The sequence below is a fragment of the Cupriavidus sp. 01L45 genome (assembly GCF_056399885.1).
On the sequence record NZ_JBFTSG010000084.1, the window covers coordinates 1 to 16,802 of the forward strand.

Below are 16,802 nucleotides of genomic sequence, written 5' to 3' on the forward strand. Positions count from 1 at the left end.
GTTTGCAGCGGTGTTTCCTGCTGCGGGGGACCGAATACTAAGGGTTTCCCACTAAGCTTGCAAGCTTTTTCTGGGAAATTCTTGTGGGAGCCCCTTTAGCCACTTGCGATCAGCGAAAGCGTCGGAGGACAGCCGGCGTCACTCAAGCTGAATCTCGCCGTCAAACTGAACCTTGACTTGCAAAGCCGCCAGTTCCAACGTAACCACGACCGGCAAACGCTCCGTGCCGGTGACGGTGCCGGCCGCGAGCGCGCTGGATACCGCTTGCTCGATTTCCCGCTGCGAGCTCACGCCGACGACCTTGAGGAACTTGCGAATGCTGAGGTTGAAGGTCTCTTCGTTCATAGCACTCTCCTGGCTGTTACCACAACGCAAGACTAGGCGATGCGCGGTACGTCTGCTGCCCGGCTGTCCCACGACCGCCCTGCCCCATCACCCGCGATGGCTGGATCCCCGCCGGCCTCGGCAAAGTCGGCGCAGTCGCCGCTCAGCGACAGCGTGAGCCCACATGCAGCGACTATTCCTTCACCGTGACGATGGTCACACGACGATTCTCGGGGGCGGTGGGGTTCTGCATATTCAGTGGCTCGGTAGCGCCTTTGCCCACCGGCGTCAGACGGTCCGCGGCTATGCCGCCCTCCAGCGTCAGGTATTCCGCCACCGCCGCGGCGCGGCTCTCGGAAAGCTTCAGGTTGGCATCCGCCGGGCCGCGCGGGTCCGCATGCCCTTCGATACGAAACTTGTATGAGGAGAGCCTTGCCGATTGCAGCCCGCGGGCGACCTTGCCGAGCGCCGCACGGGCACTTGCGGTCAGCCTCGAAGAATTGCTGTTGAATGTGATCAGCAACTGCGCGGACGGACTTTTCGCCGCGCTGCCGAGTTCCTGCGTCGCGGGGACATCACGGTGCACGATGCCGAGTGTCTCGTTCCGGTCATCCGCATCCTGCGGAGTCAAGGCATTGGTGATCGACTCAACGCTAATGTCCTGTTCCCTCATTAAGAGTTCGCCTGCACGGGCGGACGGCCAGGCAGCGAGGATGGAAAGCGCCGCGATTAACAGGGGGATCAACCGGTGCGTACCGAAAGCGAAACGCGTGACATTTGCCATTTTGAAACTCCAGGTACTTGCGCGCTTCCACGCTCGTGCTGTGCATCGCCACAATCCTCGCCATTCATTATAGGTATGCTACGGCATTCGCCATGCCTCTCCGAGGGCATTTCCCAGGGCATCTACTCGGCGCATTGAACGAGAGCCGAAATCTGCCTGAGCCTTGTGCCGGGCTTCAGCTCCGGAGCCTGAAGCGCGGGCGGCGCCGGCGCGATGGACATTGAGTGGAGGAACTGTGCAAGGTCCTGCGCTGGAACCGCGACGCTGAGTTCAGGCTTGTCCGTGTACCGTCCCACGACCATGCCGAGCAACTCACCCTGCGCGTCGACAACCGGCCCTCCGCTATTGCCCTCATGCAGCGCAGCGCGCAGCACCAGAAGCCGATGGCCCTCAGGCTGCACAATGCCGCGCACGGACCCTCGCGTCATGACAGGCACAAGCGGCGTCGATGGCGTGAGGCCGAAGCCGATCGTATAGACCGGCGCGCCCCGGCGGACGGATTTGGCAATGGGCCGCGCCACCATTTCCACTGGACGGTTCGTTGCGAGCAGCGCCAGATCTCGCTGCTCGTCGATGGCCACAACTGATGCGGGCACGCTCTTCAGGTCGGCTGGCCAGACATCGATCTGCCGGCAGCCGCGCACGACGTGCGCGCTGGTGAGCATCTCTCCGGACTGCGCCACAAAGAATGCCGTGCCGCTGCGAAGCATCCCGTCATGGCTCTTGTCCTTTCCGTGGCCGGGATTTGCGTGTCTTTGTGCGCCCACAGCTTTGATATCGCCGGCGAAGTCATCGGGCGACCCGCCGCGCTCTGCGGCTGCGCTTAGAACCCAGATGCCGATCGCCCCAATTGCCAGAACCAGGCACCACGGCGAGGAGGGCGCGCACCGTTCCATGAAATTCGATCCCGAAAGACACTATTGGGTGGCCAGCTCCCACTCTCCCTTTGCATTCCGGCACGCGCGCGAAGTCTGTTCGTAAGACTTCCCCTCCTTTACGTAAGTCTCCGTGAAGTTCCGGCACGTTTGCGCGCTTGCGGACTTCGTGTATCCGCTGAGCGGCTTGATGGTGCCGGAATTCCCCGTCTTCGGGTTACGCCAGGTCCTTGGCTGGTTGTTCTCCGCGGTCTGCAAGGTTTGCTTCAATGCGGCCTGGCGGGCTTCGCGGTCTCGCTCATCCATCTCTCTGCCGATGATGCCGCCAAGCAGGGCGCCGGCCATGCCTCCCGCGACTATTGCGCCCGCATTGCCATGGCTAAAGATCCCGCCAAGCGCAGCACCCGTGCCAGCACCAATCAGCGCACCCGAAGTGGTCTTGTTCATGCCTGTCGAATCGCCCTGCGCACACCCCGCAAGAACCGCACTTGCGGTTGCCGTGCAGGCAATTGCTAGAGTCCATTTGTTCATTGCGTTTATCCTTTGACAGTCAGGCGGAATCGCCCCCCCCTTGACTACATTGCCCAGACACCGACGTGCGCGCGTCGCGCGTCCTGCTCGGCAGTGGCATATTGCGCCGGCGCGCCGTCCCTTGCGCGAGCCCAGCCGTTTCGGAGAGCGTGCTCGCCAATGTCTTCTCCATCCGCGAAGCACTGAAAGGCCTTGTCTTTGGCGAAACACTGGAGCTGGTTGCCCTTACCCTTGAGATAGCGCTGCATGGCCTGGGCAGGCTTTCCGTCTTCGCCGCGTATGGAGGAAAGATTGACAATTTTCCCGCCGACGATCAGCGCTCCCGAATCCAGCACCTGGGCCACGGTTCCCTCAAGGTCTGGCTTGGCCCGCGGCGACGCGGGATTACCCCCACCCGGCCCTGCCGGGGGGGAAGAAGGCTTCGGGATCAGCGCGATCGGCGGAAGATCGATCGGCTGTTCCTGCACGGGTGGCTCAGCCACGGACACCTGCGGCGGCACATTCGACGCCGGCGGGGGTGCCGGGGGCGTCGGCTGCGGATGCCGGGTCAATGCCATCAACAGTATTCCGGCACCTACGACGAGCCCGGCGGCAGCCGCGCCCAGACCCGCAACGCGAAGCCGCGGCCCCGGTCGCACCGGCTCCGGCCTGACCGCCGTGCTGCGGGTTGGAGCCTGCTCAACCTGCCGGGAATGCGATTCGTCCGCAGTTGTCGGCGGTGCGGGATGTGGCCCAGCGTGTCGAGCGACATCCTCATCGACGCGCAGTTGGGCTCCCGCGTTCAGGCTTGTGTTTACGCTTGGGTTGACGCTTGTGTCGATGCTTGAGCTCACGCTCTCGACGCGGGTGGTCTTGAGATCGGGCGCATTGAACCTCTGAAGCACGCCTTCGCTGACGATATCAGGCGCATCAGCAAGTAGCGAAGCAGCCCCCAGGGCACGGCCAAAGTCCTCTACCGAGTCGAACCGTTCTTCGGGGGCTTTGGCAAGCGCCCGCATCAGCGCCCTTTCAACGCCCGGGTCGAGATCCCGGCATAGCGAGGCCAAAGGCGGAGGCAGCGTTTCCACCTGCGCGCGGATCAATTCATAGTCGCTGGTGGCGTTGAAAGGCAGCCGCCCGGAGATCAGTTCGTACAGGACGGTCGCAAGGCCATACAGGTCGCTTCTGCCGTCGCCCTCATGGCCGCGCAATTGCTCGGGAGACGCGTAGGCCAGGGTGCCGACGATGTCGCCTTGTTGCGTGAGGCGTTGCGAACCCTGAATGCGCGCGATGCCAAAATCCATGATCTTCAGCGTGCCGCTGTCCGTCAACATCAGGTTCGATGGTTTGATATCGCGGTGAATCACGCCCATCTTGTGCGCGTAGCGCAGACCCATGATGGCCTGGATGATCACCGCGAGACTGTCCCGCACGGTGAACTGGCCGATGCGCTGCAGGACGGTCTCAAGTGTGTGGCCATGAACGAGCTCCATCACCATGCACAAGGTATCGGCGTCCTTGAACAGCGCGTACAGCGTCGTGATGTTCGGGTGGTTCAGCTTGGCAAGGCTGGTGGCCTCCGCGCGAAAGCGCTCCAGGAATGCCTTGTCGAGGCTTAGCTCCGGCCTCAGGGTCTTGATGGCAACATCACGCTCGAGTTCGGTGTCGAAGGCGCCATAGACCTCGCCGATCCCGCCGCGCCCCAGCAGGGTGCGAATCTCGTAGTGGCCTATCTGCCTGGCTGACATGGCGAGTCCATCAAAACCATTAATGTTGCTTTCAGAAAGGACGGGTCTCGCGCGTTGAGCGAACCGACTCGCTACCGGTTGCCGGCTGCCGCTGCAAACTGCAGATCGCAACCGACGCGTTATCCAGCCCGCCCGCCATGCGCGCGAGTTCAATCAGCTTGCGACAGGCATCGACCGGGTCAAGCTTCATGAGCAAGGACTTAATCGTAGCGTCGTCGACCTGGCCGAATATGCCGTCGGTGCATAGCATCAGGACGTCGCCATGCGCCAGCGGAAATCCTTCGGGCGAAACCGACGGCGCATGGTCCGGTGCCCCAAGCGCCCGCAGAAGTACATTCCTGTCCGGGTGCCTGTTGGCTTCTTCCGCCGTCAGCAGTCCATCGCGAAACATCTTGCCGACGAGCGAGTCGTCCTGGGTCAATTGCCGGAACGCGCCCTGGCGAAGGAGATAGATCCGGCTATCGCCGATGTGGGCGATATATGCGAGGCCATCAACAATGGCGACCGCGCTACAGGTGGTTCCCATCCCATCGCAACCGGGGTCGGCGGCGGCACGATCACGGATAGCCTGATCGGCAACGACAAACGCCGTTGTCAGTGCAGCCGCCGGCACGGGCGCACTACGGTAATACTCGTGGAGTACCGTGCGCAACGCAATCTGGCTAGCCACCTCGCCTGCTGCGTGCCCACCCATGCCATCCGCCACAACAGCCAGCGCACCGGCACGCGCGAACGGATCGTCCTCGCGCGGAATCATGCAGCCGACCGCGTCTTCGTTCCGCCCGCGGACGCAACCTACATCGCTCAGCATCGCGCACCTGACCGCAAGCCGGGATCGATCCGCTGGACTAGTCTGGTCTGCGCACATGGCAAGCGTTCCCGGTGAGCTCAGTTAAGCAGCAAGTCGAGTCCGTACTTGATCGGCACTGCGAAGGTGACGCGTTCGTCGCCCATGGAACGGGAATAGGTAAACAGCCCGATCACCTTGCCGTCGCGGTCGAACACCGGGCCCCCGCTGTTGCCGTGGCCCGTGGCGGTCACCGTAAGCTGATAGACGTCGCCGAGGTCATCGTAGGTCTGAACATTCTTCTCTGCCTTGACGGTGTCGCCGACCTTCGCGATGATGCCCTCCGTTACCGTGGGCTGAGGAATCAATTCGACGAGATTGGCAATGTTTCCGCCTTCGCTCGATTGAACGATCGCGTGCTTTTCCTCGGATATGCCTGGATAGCCGAGCACCGTCACGCGCTCGCCTACGCGTGGCCGGGAACCCACCGAGGCAAGGTTGATGGTAGGCAATTTGCGTGTGGCATCAATCTTGATCTCCGCCACGTCCGCTTCGGCGGACGACTTGACGACACGTGCCTCGATGCTATCCCGCGTATCGGGAAAGCGCACCGCCAGGTTCTCATTGCGCCCCTCGAGAACGGCCATGGACATGGTGCCAAGCGCCATGCCTCCCGGCACGGCGAAGTTTGGCCTTATCAACCTCACCGGGTGGTCAAAGTCCCAGCCTTTGAGATGCCTGAAGGCCTTTGGGTTAATCCGGGCGAGGCTGACTTCACCCTGGCCAGCCGTCGAGACCCGAATCAGTATGCCGCCATTCGAGTCGAAGTCCATCCAGCCCGGCACCTTCCACCCCTGGGCGACGTGTTTGTTCGTCAGGATAAATCCCTGGTCCTTGACGACAAATCCACTGCCGCGTCCACCCACTTCAATTGGAATGCCGCGATGATCGTCGTCGTCAGTCGTCAGCCAGCGCTGAATGGGACTGTTATCGATCTGGATAAAGCAGGGAAGCCGCAGGTTTTCGACGATACAGATGCGCTGGTAAACGGGGCGGCCCGTGGTCTTGTCCACGATATGCCAGCGGGCCTCCACGACCACCGTTGCCGCACCGAAATCTGCGACGATTGCCTCGGGACTTTTCCCGAACAGGATACCGAAGTGCGAAAATGCGCCGACAACGATGGCGCCCAGCACCACCACCACACCAGCGCCGATGAGCAGCTTGCGCCCGGCCGAGCGCTTCTGCTGATCCAGCATCCGTATCACTGTCTCTTTACCCACGCGATCGTCCGTGGCTTGAGCGGAGACGCCGAGAGGAGGCACCGAAGGCCGGCTCACCCGCGTTTCAGCTACAGCCTTTGCGTYCACGCGTGTCGGAGCGGGTGCAACAACGGGCCGCGGCTCAAGGTCGAACGTCAGACGCGGTCCGCCCTCGCCCAGTTCGATGCTATCGCCCGGCGCCAGCAACGTCTCATCCTTGACCGCGCGGCCGTTATGGAATGTACCGTTGCTACTGCCCAGATCGACCAGCGTATAGCGAGGGGGTTCGTCTTTCCCGATTTGAATTGCGGCATGCTGGCGGCTCACCAGATCGTCGCGCTGCGGGTCGAAAACGACAGTAGCCGCCGGGTCCCGCCCCAGGATTATTTGATCGAACCGGTCAACTTCAAACTGTTCGATCTGATGTGCCTTCGAACCGGAAATGTGAGTAATGATGATGCGCGTCATCCCGGTCTCCCTTATGGTTGCCGGGTAACGTTTCTGAAGATATCTGATTCTCTCGCGATATCACGAAAACCCGATCGATCAGCGCTTTCCGCAATATCCCGGACACCGGTATGTTTAAAGTGATCTCCGCCAACCGCCAATGTGGGGTCTTGCGATCCTCGCATGCGAGCGTCCTTGCCGGTACAGGCTGCCGGCCGCTTCTGGCGATACGCGTGCGCCCGTGCGGGCAGGACATGGGACGGCAAAGCTGCACCTCGCGCCAGCACAATGGGGCCAAGGTGCAAGATGGGCAAAGGTGAAGATGGCCAAGGCATGCGCACCCCCGAATGGCACCGGCGGGCGTCTCATCGAAGCGCACTGCCGGCGACCTACCCCCCGGGCACTGAAGCGCGCCGGCTTGGCGCGAAATGTGACGCTATGGTGGTACTTATCAAAAAAAGTATAGATGACCCGGAATAGGTTCGCCAAAGGAAGCCGGCACTGCGCGATAGGGCGAGAAATGGCGTCGTATTCTCCTGACCTGTCGGCAGACAGGTCATCCCCATCAATGCAAAGTCACGCGCCGTGCACACGGCTCGTCCTGCAGTATCGGATGCAGGGTGCGACCGGCTCCGTTCCCACATGAGCTTCCGCTTGACGGAGAAGCTTTGCACCTCCACGGCAGCCGCCGCAGGACCTATCCTTGAACCATGAACCTGGCCTGACAGGAGGAACTGGCGATGACGACCATCTGGACTATTACCGCCGATAGCAGTCGCGCCCGGATTTTCCAGGCCCATGGAACAGGCAACGACTTCCATGAGATTCAGGATTTTATCAACCCGCTGGGCCGCGCCAGGGACGGCGAGTTGCGCCAGGATGCCCAGGGACGCTACGCTGGCAAGGGCGAGCCGGGTCATTCCGTGCCACCCCGCACCGACCCCATCGAGCGGGAGCACGATGCGTTCGCGAGGATGTTGGGGCAATTTCTCGAGCAGGCCGGCCAGGAGCATCGCTACGACAAGCTTCGCCTGGCCGCGGCGCCGAAGTTTCTCGGCAAGCTGCGCGAGCACTTGGGCAAAGCGGCCCAGAAGGCGGTATTCGAAGAACTCGATGAGAATATCTCGAAGCTGAAACCCCTGGAAATTCAGCGCCGCCTGAACAGGAGTTGAGGCAGACGTACTGATTGTCAGGCGCGGACGGCGAGACTTCCGGGCTTCGTGCCATTGCATGTGTCCTGGAGCGCCGTCCCATGCACCCTATTAGCGGGCGGCGCCGCTGCGCTTGAGGATCAATCAGCAAGCGCGCCTCGCCATTGAAGCGCCACGCCGTGAAAGAGGGGCGCGCATTCCAGCTGTCTTGCTATCGCTTTCCAGCGAGTTGGCGGGCTCCCGCCATGGCGGCAGCGAGCCCGACCAGCACGGCTGCGAGACCCGATCCGTCACCCCCGTCTCCCGTCTGACGAAACACATACCCCCTCATCTGACACTCGGCAGACACGCCATGCCGCTGCTGAATCTCGGATAGTGAGCGGATAGTGAACCGCCAGCCACGACCGGAATTTTCTCCCGATCGTCAAATTGCGCACTATATTTGACTTGCACTATCGCGCTGAGCATTCCTCGCCACTGACGAACTGAGGTTGCCATTCGTTGCAGGCCGCGCTACGCGCCAAACCGGTATCGCGCACGCGAACATACCCCAAACAGGGCATGGCGTCGTGCGGGATGCGATCTGCCCCGATGTTGTGCCGTTCGCACGATGGAGGCGAGACATGACTGCAACTGAAGCAACTGAAGCAATGGTTCCGAAGTTTGGACTCAACCAGTTCTTCTCCGCCTGGGACGCACGTATCGACCGCTGGAGCACCCTCAACCGTATCGCGCGAGCCTTGGCCGCCCGGCCGGCACAAAACGGGGACGAATTGCGCCAGCAAGCCATTGCTGTGTTGGAGGAGTTACATCCAATCGAAGAGTTGAACGCATACCCCGGACCGCACTTGATTGCACTGGTGCAGGCGCGCCTGGCAAACGGGGACTGGGTTGGCCTGGCGCGCATTGTGCAGCGCATCAGCAGCGCTCTGCTTTCCAATAGCTACCGGGACAATAGAGAGGCCTGGATCATCGAGGACGAAGGTGAGTCGCATCTTCCGGATTTCCTGCCACCATCGCTGGTGCAGATCAATATCAACAATACGCGCAGCGACATGGTTATCACGCCGGAAACCATTGCCTTCATGCGCAAGCTGGATGTCAAGAAGATTCACGGATACAACGCGGCGCGTGGCCTTGAGTTGCTCAAGCCCGAAGCCTTGGAAGCTCTCAGGCGAAAAACAGGATGATCCGTTTCCTGCGTTTGCCATCGGGATTCATCAGGAATCATTGCGATGGACTACTGCGGGAGCGGATGCGCCCGTTTTGACCTACCCATAGCTCATGGAGGTGGCTATGTCTTGGTTCGTTACAACACTCAAAGCGTATCCGGAAATCGCGATATTTCTCGCGCTGGGAATCGGATACTGGATTGGCGGAAAAAGCTACAAGGGATTCAGCCTGGGCGCTGTAACGTCGACGCTGCTCGTGGCGATCGTCATCGGGATCCTGGGCGTGAAAATCTCCGCCAATGTGAAGTCTGTCTTCTTTCTCATGTTCTTGTTCGCGGTGGGCTATGGCGTGGGTCCGCAGTTCGTACGCGGCATCGCCAAGGACGGCGTGCCACAAGCCATCTTTGCCTTGATCATGTGTGTGCTGTGCCTGGCATCGTCAGTCGGAGCAGCAATGATGGCCGGGTATGACCTGGGTTCGGCTGCCKGGCTCCTAGCGGGATCGCAAACGATCTCCGCCTCCATGGGATTGGCCACCGACGCGATCAACCGGCTCGGCTTACCACCGGATGAGGCGAAACAAATGCTTGACGGCATGCCAATCGCGTACGCGGTGACGTATATCTTCGGCACCGTGGGTTCGGCAATCATCCTGGCACAGATCGGCCCGAAGCTGCTGGGTATCGACCTGGTGGCCGCTTGCAAGGATTACGAGAAGGAACTCGGTGCGGGAGAGCCGGGCGCGGCCGGCACGGAGTGGCACGAATTCGAACTGCGCGCCTACTCACTGGCACCAAACAGCCCTTATATCGGCAAGTCCGTCGGCGAACTGGAATCCGGCACGCAAGAAGGCGTCAGAGCCTTCGTTGAACGCATTCGTCGTGGCGGCAAGATCATGGAGGTGGACCTTGGCACCAGGCTGGAGCCGGGCGACGTTGTTGCGATTGGCGGGAAGCGCCACCAGATGATCGAGCGCCTCGGTCCAAGCGGCAGGGAAGTCGAAGACGCGGAGTTGCTCAATATCCAGACAGAGGGTGTTGATATTTACGTCACCAACAAGGAGGTGGATGGCCTTACCCTGCAGGAATTGGCCCGCTGGCCGGGCGCGCGCGGGGTGTTCCTCAAGAGGATCAAGCGCGGGCCAACCGAAACCGTGATCCCGGTCTTGCCCAAGACGAAACTCTACCGCGCCGACGTCGTCACGGTGGTTGGACGTACACAGGACATCAACGCGACCGCGAAGAAGCTTGGCTACATCGATCGACCTACTTCGGTGACGGACGTGGCCACCATGTCGCTTGCAATCACTGTTGGCGCGTTGATCGGCGCAATCGTCTTGAAGGTGGGCGGTGTTCCCTTGACCATTTCCACGGCCGGTGGCGCGCTGATTGCCGGCATTATCTTCGGATGGTACCGGGCAATCCACCCGACCTTCGGTCGCATACCGGAGCCTACGGTCTGGTTCATGAACTCGGTTGGACTCAATGTCTTTATTGCTGTTGTCGGAATCTCCGCGGGCCCCGGATTTGTCGCTGGCTTGCAGAAGCTTGGGATCAGTCTTTTCCTCTGGGGCATCTTTGCGACGTCGGTGCCGCTCATTGTCGGAATGCTGATCGCCAAGTATGTATTCCACTTTCATCCCGCTATCTTGCTGGGGGTATGCGCCGGCGCGCGGACCACCACAGCTGCGCTGGGTATGGTCTGCGAAGCCGCGAAGAGCCAGGTTCCGGGTCTCGGCTACACCGTTACCTATGCCGTGGGGAACACGTTCCTGACGATCTGGGGCATGGTCGTCATCATGATTCTCGCCTGAACTAGCGGTGCGCGATTTGATCTCGATAGCCTTTCGCCCCAGCCGCTTGGGTGGGGACTCGTGCACATGTCTCGCTCAGTCGATGGGGAGTCGCCATGAGTGCATGTGGTAAGCGGCTGGCTCAAGCCCTCCGGGCGTGGTTCCTCGTTGGGACACTGCTCGCATCAGGCGTTCCAAATGCCCAGGAGCAGGCCGCGCCTTCCTTTCAGCCAGAAGAGATCGAGGCATTGGTCGCGCCAATCGCGCTCTACCCGGACTCGGTGCTGTCCCAAGTGCTGATGGCTTCCACGTATCCCCTGGAGATCGTGTACGCCGCTCGCTGGGTCAAGGCCCATCCGAACCTCAAGGGCGATGACGCGGTCCAGGCTGTCGCGAGCGAATCATGGGACGTCAGCGTAAAGTCGCTGGTCGCCTTTCCTCAGGTCCTTGAGCCTATGTATGACAAGCTCGACTGGACGCAGAGGCTTGGCGACGCCGTTCTCGCGCAAGAAAAGGAAGTACTGGCTGCAGTGCAGCGCCTGCGCTCGCGGGCCCAGAAATCCGGCAACCTGCAGTCGAATGAGCAGCAACGGGTGATCGTGGAGCAGGCGACAACGGCCGAGGCGGTGTCGCCCACAATCGTTCGCATCGAGCCAGCCAACCCGCAAGTCATCTATGTCCCCGCCTATGACCCCACCATTGTCTATGGCGGATGGGGTTATCCGGCCTACCCGCCCTACTACTGGCCACCGTACCCCGCGTACTATCCCGGTGGCGCCCTCCTCGGCGGGTTCGCGTGGGGCCTTGGCTTTGCCGCCGCAGGTGCGATCTTCGGCAACTGTAACTGGGGCGGTGGGAACATCAACATCGACATCAACCGTGGCGCCCACATCGACCACCACTTCGATCGCAACAAGGCCCAGGGCGGACGCTGGCAGCACGACGCGAGCCATCGCAAGGGTGTTGCCTACCGCGACAATGCGTCTCGCGAGAAGTTTGGCCGCAGCGTGGCCGGCGCCGACAGGCGCGCGGACTTCCGTGGTCGCGAGGGGGCTGCCGGCGGGCGGACCAGCGTTGCCGACCGGACCGCGGCTGTTGACAGGGCCGGCACTGGCGATCGCATCGGAGCTTCAAGCAGGCCTGGCACGTCGGATCGCGCCGGCGCTTCAAACAGGCCAGGCACGTCCGACCGCGCCAGGGATGCCGACCGGTACAGCGCTGGCTTCGGCGGCCGCGACAACGCCTTCCAGGGTGTCGGCGGCGGCAATGTCGCGCAACGCGACGTCAACCGGGGACAGTCCAGCATGCAGTCTTCCGGGTTCAACCGCTCGAGCGGTGGTGGCGCGGGAGGCTACGGAGGTGGCGGGCGTGGCGGCGGGGGCGGATTTGGCGGTGGCGGACGCGGCGGCGGCGGCCGGCGCTAAGGAGAGACGGGCATGAACTCACCTCGGCTATGTCGTCAAGGCCGGCTCTTCATCACGGTATTCTCCGTGCTCAGTGCGCTGCTGTTGGGGCTCGGGGCGGTACCTGCCGCACACGCAAATCAGGTGTTTGCATCGCCCGAAGCAGCGATGAGGGCATTTGGCGACGCGGTACTCAATGATGACGAGGCGGCAATGAAGAGCCTTCTGGGCGCCAACTTTCGCGACCTGATACCGCCCGTGGGTGCCGAAGTCCGATACCAGTTTCTGGCGGCCTGGGGGAGTGCCCATGCACTCCAGCCGGCTGGCCATCGCGCGTACATCGCCGTGGGCAACGACGGTTGGACCCTGCCCATCCCTCTCGTGAAGTCGGCCCACGGCTGGCAGTTCGACACGCGCGCCGGGGCAGAGGAAATGCGTGTACGACGCGTCGGGAGGAACGAGCTGGCCGTGATCCAGACGATGCTGGCCATCCACGATGCGCAGAACGAATACGCCCTGGCCGCCCACGACGGCGGCGCCGTACTCGCCTATGCGCCCAGACTGTCGAGTTCCCCCGGAAAGCGGGACGGACTGTACTGGCCAACTCGCGCCGGTGAGCCAGCGAGCCCGCTTGGCCCGGCTTTCAAGGGAGCCGGCACGCGCAATGCCGGAAAGGATGGCTACTATGGCTATCACTACAAGCTCCTCACAGCGCAAGGCCCGCACGCGCCGGGCGGCGCATTCGACTACGTAGTCAACGGCAAGCTCTTCGGCGGATTCGCCGTCATCGCCTGGCCCGTGCGCTACCAGGACACTGGCGTGATGAGCTTCATGGTGAGCCACGAGGGCCAGGTCTATGAACGCGACCTGGGTGCCGACGGCGCCGCCAAGGCGTCGGCAATGAACACGTTTGACCCCGGCCCCGGCTGGAGAAAGGTCTCACCATGAAGAACCTGCTTGCTACCCTGATATTTGGCGCCATCCTGGCCGTCTCGGGTTGTACCTACTATGGCTATCCGGCCGGCACCGTACCCGCGAGCTATGACCGTTCGTTCTCCGCCGCCGCGGACGCCATGCGCGATCAGGGCGTGGCGATCAACGTTCAGGACCAGGCAAGCGGTACGGTCGCGGGCCAGCGAAACGGCAGCACCGTGACCGCCAGCGTGCGGCAGCAGGCCGACGGCAGCGTGCGCGTGCAGTTCAACACCAGTGACTCGCGCGATCCCGGCCTGCTCGATCGTATCTCGCAAAGCTACGACCGCCGGATGGGACGCTGATCGCAACAGGATCATGATTCTGAAGTTCACGCCATTGACTAGAATGGATTCCGTGATGCGTTGCTTGACTATTTTTCTCCGCTATGCGCCATTTTATGGGGGAATGCGCCATGAGTAAGCCAGATCCGTCGAAGTTGGAAAATCTCTCGCCGTTTGAACTCAAGGATGAGTTGATCAAGCTGGCCGGGAGCGTCACGAACCGTTTGATGCTTAACGCCGGACGCGGCAATCCCAACTTCCTTGCAACCGTGCCACGCCATGGCTTTTGGCAGCTTGGCTTGTTTGCCATGACCGAATCCGAACGGTCCTTTTCTTACCTCGCGGAAGGCGTCGGGGGTTTTCCCCGGAGGTCTGGCATCGAGGAGCGCTTCGATCTCTTCGCGCGTTATCACCGCGACACCCCGGGGGTCAGGTTCCTGGCAGGCGCCGTCTCTTTCGTGCGAGACCAGCTCGGCCATGATGGAGGCGATTTCCTCTACGAGATGTGCGAAGGCATCCTGGCTTGCAACTATCCGGTACCGGATCGCATGCTCAGGCTTAGCGAAAAGATCGTCAAGCAATACATCCGAAAGGAAATGATCGGCACGCATCCCTTTTTGGGCGATTTTGACTTGTACGCGGTCGAGGGCGGTACCGCGGCGATGACTTATCTGTTCAATTCGATGAAGGTCAACGGGCTGCTCAAGGCCGGCGACACGATCGCACTGGGCGTGCCCATCTTTACGCCTTATATCGAGATCCCGGAACTGAAGGAGTATGACCTGGCCGAACTGAAGATCGAAGCGGATCCGACTGCTGGCTGGCAATACCCTGACAAGGAGCTCGACAAGCTGCGGGACCCGAAGGTCAAGGCCTTTTTCCTTGTGAATCCGAGCAATCCCCCCTCGGTGCGAATGAGCGACGAGAGCCTCAACTATCTCGCTGCTATCGTCAAGGAACGTCCGGACCTGATCATCCTGACCGACGACGTGTATGGCACCTTTGCCGACAACTTTGTGTCGCTATTTGCCATGTGCCCGAAGAACACCATCCTGGTGTACTCGTTCTCCAAGTACTTTGGCGCAACCGGCTGGCGGCTAGGCGTGATCGCGACCCATAAGTCGAATCTGTTCGATGAAATGCTCTCGAACTTGCCAAAAGCCGTACGCCAAGACCTGCACCATCGCTACGCATCGATTACTACCGAACCGGACAAGTTGCCGTTCATCGATCGCATCGTGGCGGACAGCCGCACGGTGGCGCTCAACCACACGGCGGGTCTTTCCACCCCGCAGCAGGTGCAGATGGTGCTGTTCTCTCTGTTTTCCCTGATGGATTCGACCGAGAGCTACAAGAACGCCATGAAGCGGTTGATCCGAAGCCGCAAGGCGGCGTTGTATCGTGGCATGGGTGCAGCCCCCGAACCTGTGGATCCGAACGTGGTCGACTATTACACACTGCTCGACGTCGAACAGCAAAGCAAGGACGTCGGGCCGGATTTTGTCAAATGGCTCCTTGATTCGATTCAGCCCCACGAGTTGCTGTTCCGCCTGGCCGAGGAGGCGGGCGTGGTACTGCTGCCTGGCAAGGGATTCGGTACGCGCCACCCGTCGGGACGGGTTTCGCTGGCCAACCTCAACGAAGAGGACTATGTGAAGATCGGCCGCTGTGTGCGCAAGCTGCGCGACGAGTATCTCGAGCGCTATCGGAAGTCGGGCGGGGAACAGCACAAGGGCAAAAAGAAGTAGAGCCTGACGCCAGGCGCGTTTGCAAGCTACCTCCGCGAGAAGAGTCAGAGCCTTGCCATGGCCCCCGTCCGGCCTGCCCGGGCGGGGGCCGGTGCGGGCAACACGGCCTCGCCCTGCYCCATCCTGACTGCCCCTTTCGGCCTTTGCGGCTGTGGGAATGGAATAAATCCTGGCCGCCACGCGTTTACCCAGACAGACCACAACGCTTCGGCCGAGGAGAAAGCGTGCGCGATTTGCCACTCCGGTTCCGGGCCACGCGCGGGCACGCGATCGCCAAACTTATGCTCGCCGCATTCGCATCGCTGGCGGGCGCCGCCATCCAGGCCCAGCCCGCCGACGCGGCCGGGCGGCCCGATCGGTACGTGCTGGTGCCACAACACTCTAGCGTCACGCTCGATGTCGACGCCTTCTCGCGCTCAAAGATCAGGATGCGCTTTCACCAGATGAGTGCACAGCTCGAAGGAACGCAGGCCGGCTTTGACTCCGGCCGGGTCACGGTGACCATCGATGCCGCTAGCGTCGAGGCGCGCCCGCGCATCCTGTCTCCGCTCATCCGGGGCAGCGGCATGCTCGATGTGGCCCGCTATCCGGAGATCCGCTTTGTCAGTACCCGCTTTGTGCGGACCGGGGAAGGCAGCGGGTGCCTTATTGGCAACCTCACGGTCCGCGGCATCACGCGCCCGATCAGCCTTCTCGTAACACCAGCCGGCCCCATCGGAGATCCGCGACGCGATGACACGATTGCCTTCTCCGCGGTCGGAGAGGTCAGCCGGCGGGAATTCGACCTGGCAGCATGGTTCCCCGCCGTGGACGACGCCGTGCGCATGAATATCCAGGTGGAGTTCGCGCATGCCCCCCCCTGAAGCACCTGCCAATTCCGTGGGTTTCCTCGCCGACGCGGCAGCACGGGCAGCATCAGGGCTGGCGCAAAGGGGGGCAGCAGGAGCAGGGTCCGGAATGTAGCGGATGGACTATGCTTGGATTGAACCGGTCGAAAGTAACCTTACCTTCTGCAGTGGAGGATGGTGATGCAATATCGCTTCGCCCAGTGGCTGGCCGGCACCGCGGTTGCGCTGTCGGCCTGTGCGTCCCTGCAACCCGTGCAGACTGCGCAGCAGATGATCGGCAGCCCGGAAAGCTCCGTTCGCGAGACCTTTGGCGCGCCTACTGAGACCTATGCGCTCGCCGACGGCACCACCCGATGGATCTATTCGCACCAGCCCATGGGATTTGAAGTCTACGCCRCGGATTTTGACGCGAACGCAAAGCTCGTCAGCTTCCGCCAGATGTTGACTGAGAAAGAGATCTACGAGGCAAAGCCAGGCGTCTGGACCAAGCGCGACGTGACCGAGCGCTTTGGCCTGCCGCGGGAGCCTGTCCAGTACTACCCGCTCATGAAGCGCGAGGCATGGTCCTACCGGCTCTATGCGAATGGCTATCTGCCTGCCCACTTCAGTGTCTACTTTGACGACCAGGGCGTACTGGATCGCACGATGATCATCGCGGATCCGCTCGGAGGCGACCGGATGCGCAAGTGATGCCG

General features: G+C 61.7%; 16 protein-coding genes. 9 read left to right on the forward strand and 7 right to left on the reverse strand.

Translation table 11 applies throughout. The annotated features are described in order from the left end of the window. Nucleotides 1–138: 138 nt before the first annotated feature. The 7 genes from AC1DT6_RS37350 to AC1DT6_RS37380 all read right to left on the reverse strand — a co-directional run bounded on the left by AC1DT6_RS37350 (nucleotide 139) and on the right by AC1DT6_RS37380 (nucleotide 6,758). The gene (locus AC1DT6_RS37350) at nucleotides 139–345 is read right to left on the reverse strand and encodes a DUF6494 family protein (protein WP_441635570.1); all 207 of its coding nucleotides are present in this window, start codon (nucleotides 343–345) and stop codon (nucleotides 139–141) included. Between the two features lie 172 nt (nucleotides 346–517). Then, nucleotides 518–1,108 (reverse strand): OmpA family protein, encoded by a 591-nt coding sequence (locus AC1DT6_RS37355; RefSeq protein WP_441635572.1) that lies wholly within the window; start codon nucleotides 1,106–1,108, stop codon nucleotides 518–520. Between the two features lie 122 nt (nucleotides 1,109–1,230). Further along, complete coding sequence (locus AC1DT6_RS37360) at nucleotides 1,231–2,004, reverse strand: S1 family peptidase (protein WP_441635574.1); 774 nt, start codon at nucleotides 2,002–2,004, stop codon at nucleotides 1,231–1,233. A 21-nt stretch (nucleotides 2,005–2,025) separates the two neighbouring features. Beyond that, the gene (locus tag AC1DT6_RS37365) at nucleotides 2,026–2,514 is read right to left on the reverse strand and encodes an RT0821/Lpp0805 family surface protein (RefSeq protein WP_441635576.1); all 489 of its coding nucleotides are present in this window, start codon (nucleotides 2,512–2,514) and stop codon (nucleotides 2,026–2,028) included. A 44-nt stretch (nucleotides 2,515–2,558) separates the two neighbouring features. Further along, nucleotides 2,559–4,241: a protein kinase domain-containing protein gene (locus AC1DT6_RS37370; protein ID WP_441635578.1), complete on the reverse strand. Its 1,683-nt coding sequence runs from the start codon at nucleotides 4,239–4,241 to the stop codon at nucleotides 2,559–2,561. A gap of 31 nt (nucleotides 4,242–4,272) precedes the next feature. Continuing rightward, a complete protein-coding gene (locus AC1DT6_RS37375) occupies nucleotides 4,273–5,052 on the reverse strand; it encodes a PP2C family serine/threonine-protein phosphatase (protein ID WP_441635580.1) in 780 nt (259 codons plus the stop codon). A gap of 77 nt (nucleotides 5,053–5,129) precedes the next feature. Beyond that, nucleotides 5,130–6,758, reverse strand: coding sequence for a trypsin-like peptidase domain-containing protein (locus AC1DT6_RS37380; RefSeq protein WP_477115425.1), 1,629 nt, complete (start codon nucleotides 6,756–6,758; stop codon nucleotides 5,130–5,132). A 719-nt stretch (nucleotides 6,759–7,477) separates the two neighbouring features. Between AC1DT6_RS37380 and AC1DT6_RS37385 the strand changes: the two genes are divergently transcribed. From AC1DT6_RS37385 to AC1DT6_RS37425, 9 genes are all read left to right on the forward strand, one after another. Continuing rightward, nucleotides 7,478–7,909 carry a host attachment protein gene (locus tag AC1DT6_RS37385; RefSeq protein ID WP_441635584.1) on the forward strand — a complete coding sequence of 144 codons (432 nt, stop codon included), beginning with the start codon at nucleotides 7,478–7,480 and terminating at the stop codon, nucleotides 7,907–7,909. Nucleotides 7,910–8,511: 602 nt separating this feature from the next. Beyond that, a complete protein-coding gene (locus AC1DT6_RS37390) occupies nucleotides 8,512–9,078 on the forward strand; it encodes a hypothetical protein (protein ID WP_477111995.1) in 567 nt (188 codons plus the stop codon). Between the two features lie 106 nt (nucleotides 9,079–9,184). After that, a complete protein-coding gene (gene aspT, locus AC1DT6_RS37395; protein ID WP_477115426.1) occupies nucleotides 9,185–10,873 on the forward strand; it encodes an aspartate-alanine antiporter in 1,689 nt (562 codons plus the stop codon). 95 nt (nucleotides 10,874–10,968) lie between these two features. After that, the gene (locus AC1DT6_RS37400; protein WP_477111997.1) at nucleotides 10,969–12,276 is read left to right on the forward strand and encodes a DUF3300 domain-containing protein; all 1,308 of its coding nucleotides are present in this window, start codon (nucleotides 10,969–10,971) and stop codon (nucleotides 12,274–12,276) included. A 12-nt stretch (nucleotides 12,277–12,288) separates the two neighbouring features. After that, the gene (locus AC1DT6_RS37405) at nucleotides 12,289–13,203 is read left to right on the forward strand and encodes a DUF2950 domain-containing protein (protein WP_441635592.1); all 915 of its coding nucleotides are present in this window, start codon (nucleotides 12,289–12,291) and stop codon (nucleotides 13,201–13,203) included. Continuing rightward, complete coding sequence (locus tag AC1DT6_RS37410; RefSeq protein WP_477111998.1) at nucleotides 13,200–13,532, forward strand: hypothetical protein; 333 nt, start codon at nucleotides 13,200–13,202, stop codon at nucleotides 13,530–13,532. Before AC1DT6_RS37405 ends, AC1DT6_RS37410 begins: the two co-directional genes overlap by 4 nt. A 110-nt stretch (nucleotides 13,533–13,642) precedes the next feature. Then, the gene (locus AC1DT6_RS37415) at nucleotides 13,643–15,259 is read left to right on the forward strand and encodes a bifunctional aspartate transaminase/aspartate 4-decarboxylase (protein ID WP_441635606.1); all 1,617 of its coding nucleotides are present in this window, start codon (nucleotides 13,643–13,645) and stop codon (nucleotides 15,257–15,259) included. 281 nt (nucleotides 15,260–15,540) lie between these two features. After that, nucleotides 15,541–16,122, forward strand: coding sequence for a YceI family protein (locus AC1DT6_RS37420; protein ID WP_477111999.1), 582 nt, complete (start codon nucleotides 15,541–15,543; stop codon nucleotides 16,120–16,122). A gap of 165 nt (nucleotides 16,123–16,287) precedes the next feature. Next, nucleotides 16,288–16,797 carry a hypothetical protein gene (locus AC1DT6_RS37425; protein ID WP_477115427.1) on the forward strand — a complete coding sequence of 170 codons (510 nt, stop codon included), beginning with the start codon at nucleotides 16,288–16,290 and terminating at the stop codon, nucleotides 16,795–16,797. Nucleotides 16,798–16,802 lie beyond the last annotated feature (5 nt).

Excerpts from the sequence above, each read along its gene's own strand:
- AC1DT6_RS37405 (WP_441635592.1), top strand. The coding sequence starts at position 12,289 with ATGAACTCACCTCGGCTATGTCGTCAAGGCCGGCTCTTCATCACGGTA.
- AC1DT6_RS37400 (WP_477111997.1), top strand. The coding sequence starts at position 10,969 with ATGAGTGCATGTGGTAAGCGGCTGGCTCAAGCCCTCCGGGCGTGGTTC.
- AC1DT6_RS37415 (WP_441635606.1), top strand. The coding sequence starts at position 13,643 with ATGAGTAAGCCAGATCCGTCGAAGTTGGAAAATCTCTCGCCGTTTGAA.
- AC1DT6_RS37355 (WP_441635572.1), bottom strand. The coding sequence starts at position 1,108 with ATGGCAAATGTCACGCGTTTCGCTTTCGGTACGCACCGGTTGATCCCC.
- AC1DT6_RS37385 (WP_441635584.1), top strand. The coding sequence starts at position 7,478 with ATGACGACCATCTGGACTATTACCGCCGATAGCAGTCGCGCCCGGATT.
- AC1DT6_RS37370 (WP_441635578.1), bottom strand. The coding sequence starts at position 4,241 with ATGTCAGCCAGGCAGATAGGCCACTACGAGATTCGCACCCTGCTGGGG.
- AC1DT6_RS37410 (WP_477111998.1), top strand. The coding sequence starts at position 13,200 with ATGAAGAACCTGCTTGCTACCCTGATATTTGGCGCCATCCTGGCCGTC.
- AC1DT6_RS37390 (WP_477111995.1), top strand. The coding sequence starts at position 8,512 with ATGACTGCAACTGAAGCAACTGAAGCAATGGTTCCGAAGTTTGGACTC.
- AC1DT6_RS37375 (WP_441635580.1), bottom strand. The coding sequence starts at position 5,052 with ATGCTGAGCGATGTAGGTTGCGTCCGCGGGCGGAACGAAGACGCGGTC.
- AC1DT6_RS37365 (WP_441635576.1), bottom strand. The coding sequence starts at position 2,514 with ATGAACAAATGGACTCTAGCAATTGCCTGCACGGCAACCGCAAGTGCG.
- AC1DT6_RS37350 (WP_441635570.1), bottom strand. The coding sequence starts at position 345 with ATGAACGAAGAGACCTTCAACCTCAGCATTCGCAAGTTCCTCAAGGTC.
- AC1DT6_RS37420 (WP_477111999.1), top strand. The coding sequence starts at position 15,541 with ATGCTCGCCGCATTCGCATCGCTGGCGGGCGCCGCCATCCAGGCCCAG.
- AC1DT6_RS37360 (WP_441635574.1), bottom strand. The coding sequence starts at position 2,004 with ATGGAACGGTGCGCGCCCTCCTCGCCGTGGTGCCTGGTTCTGGCAATT.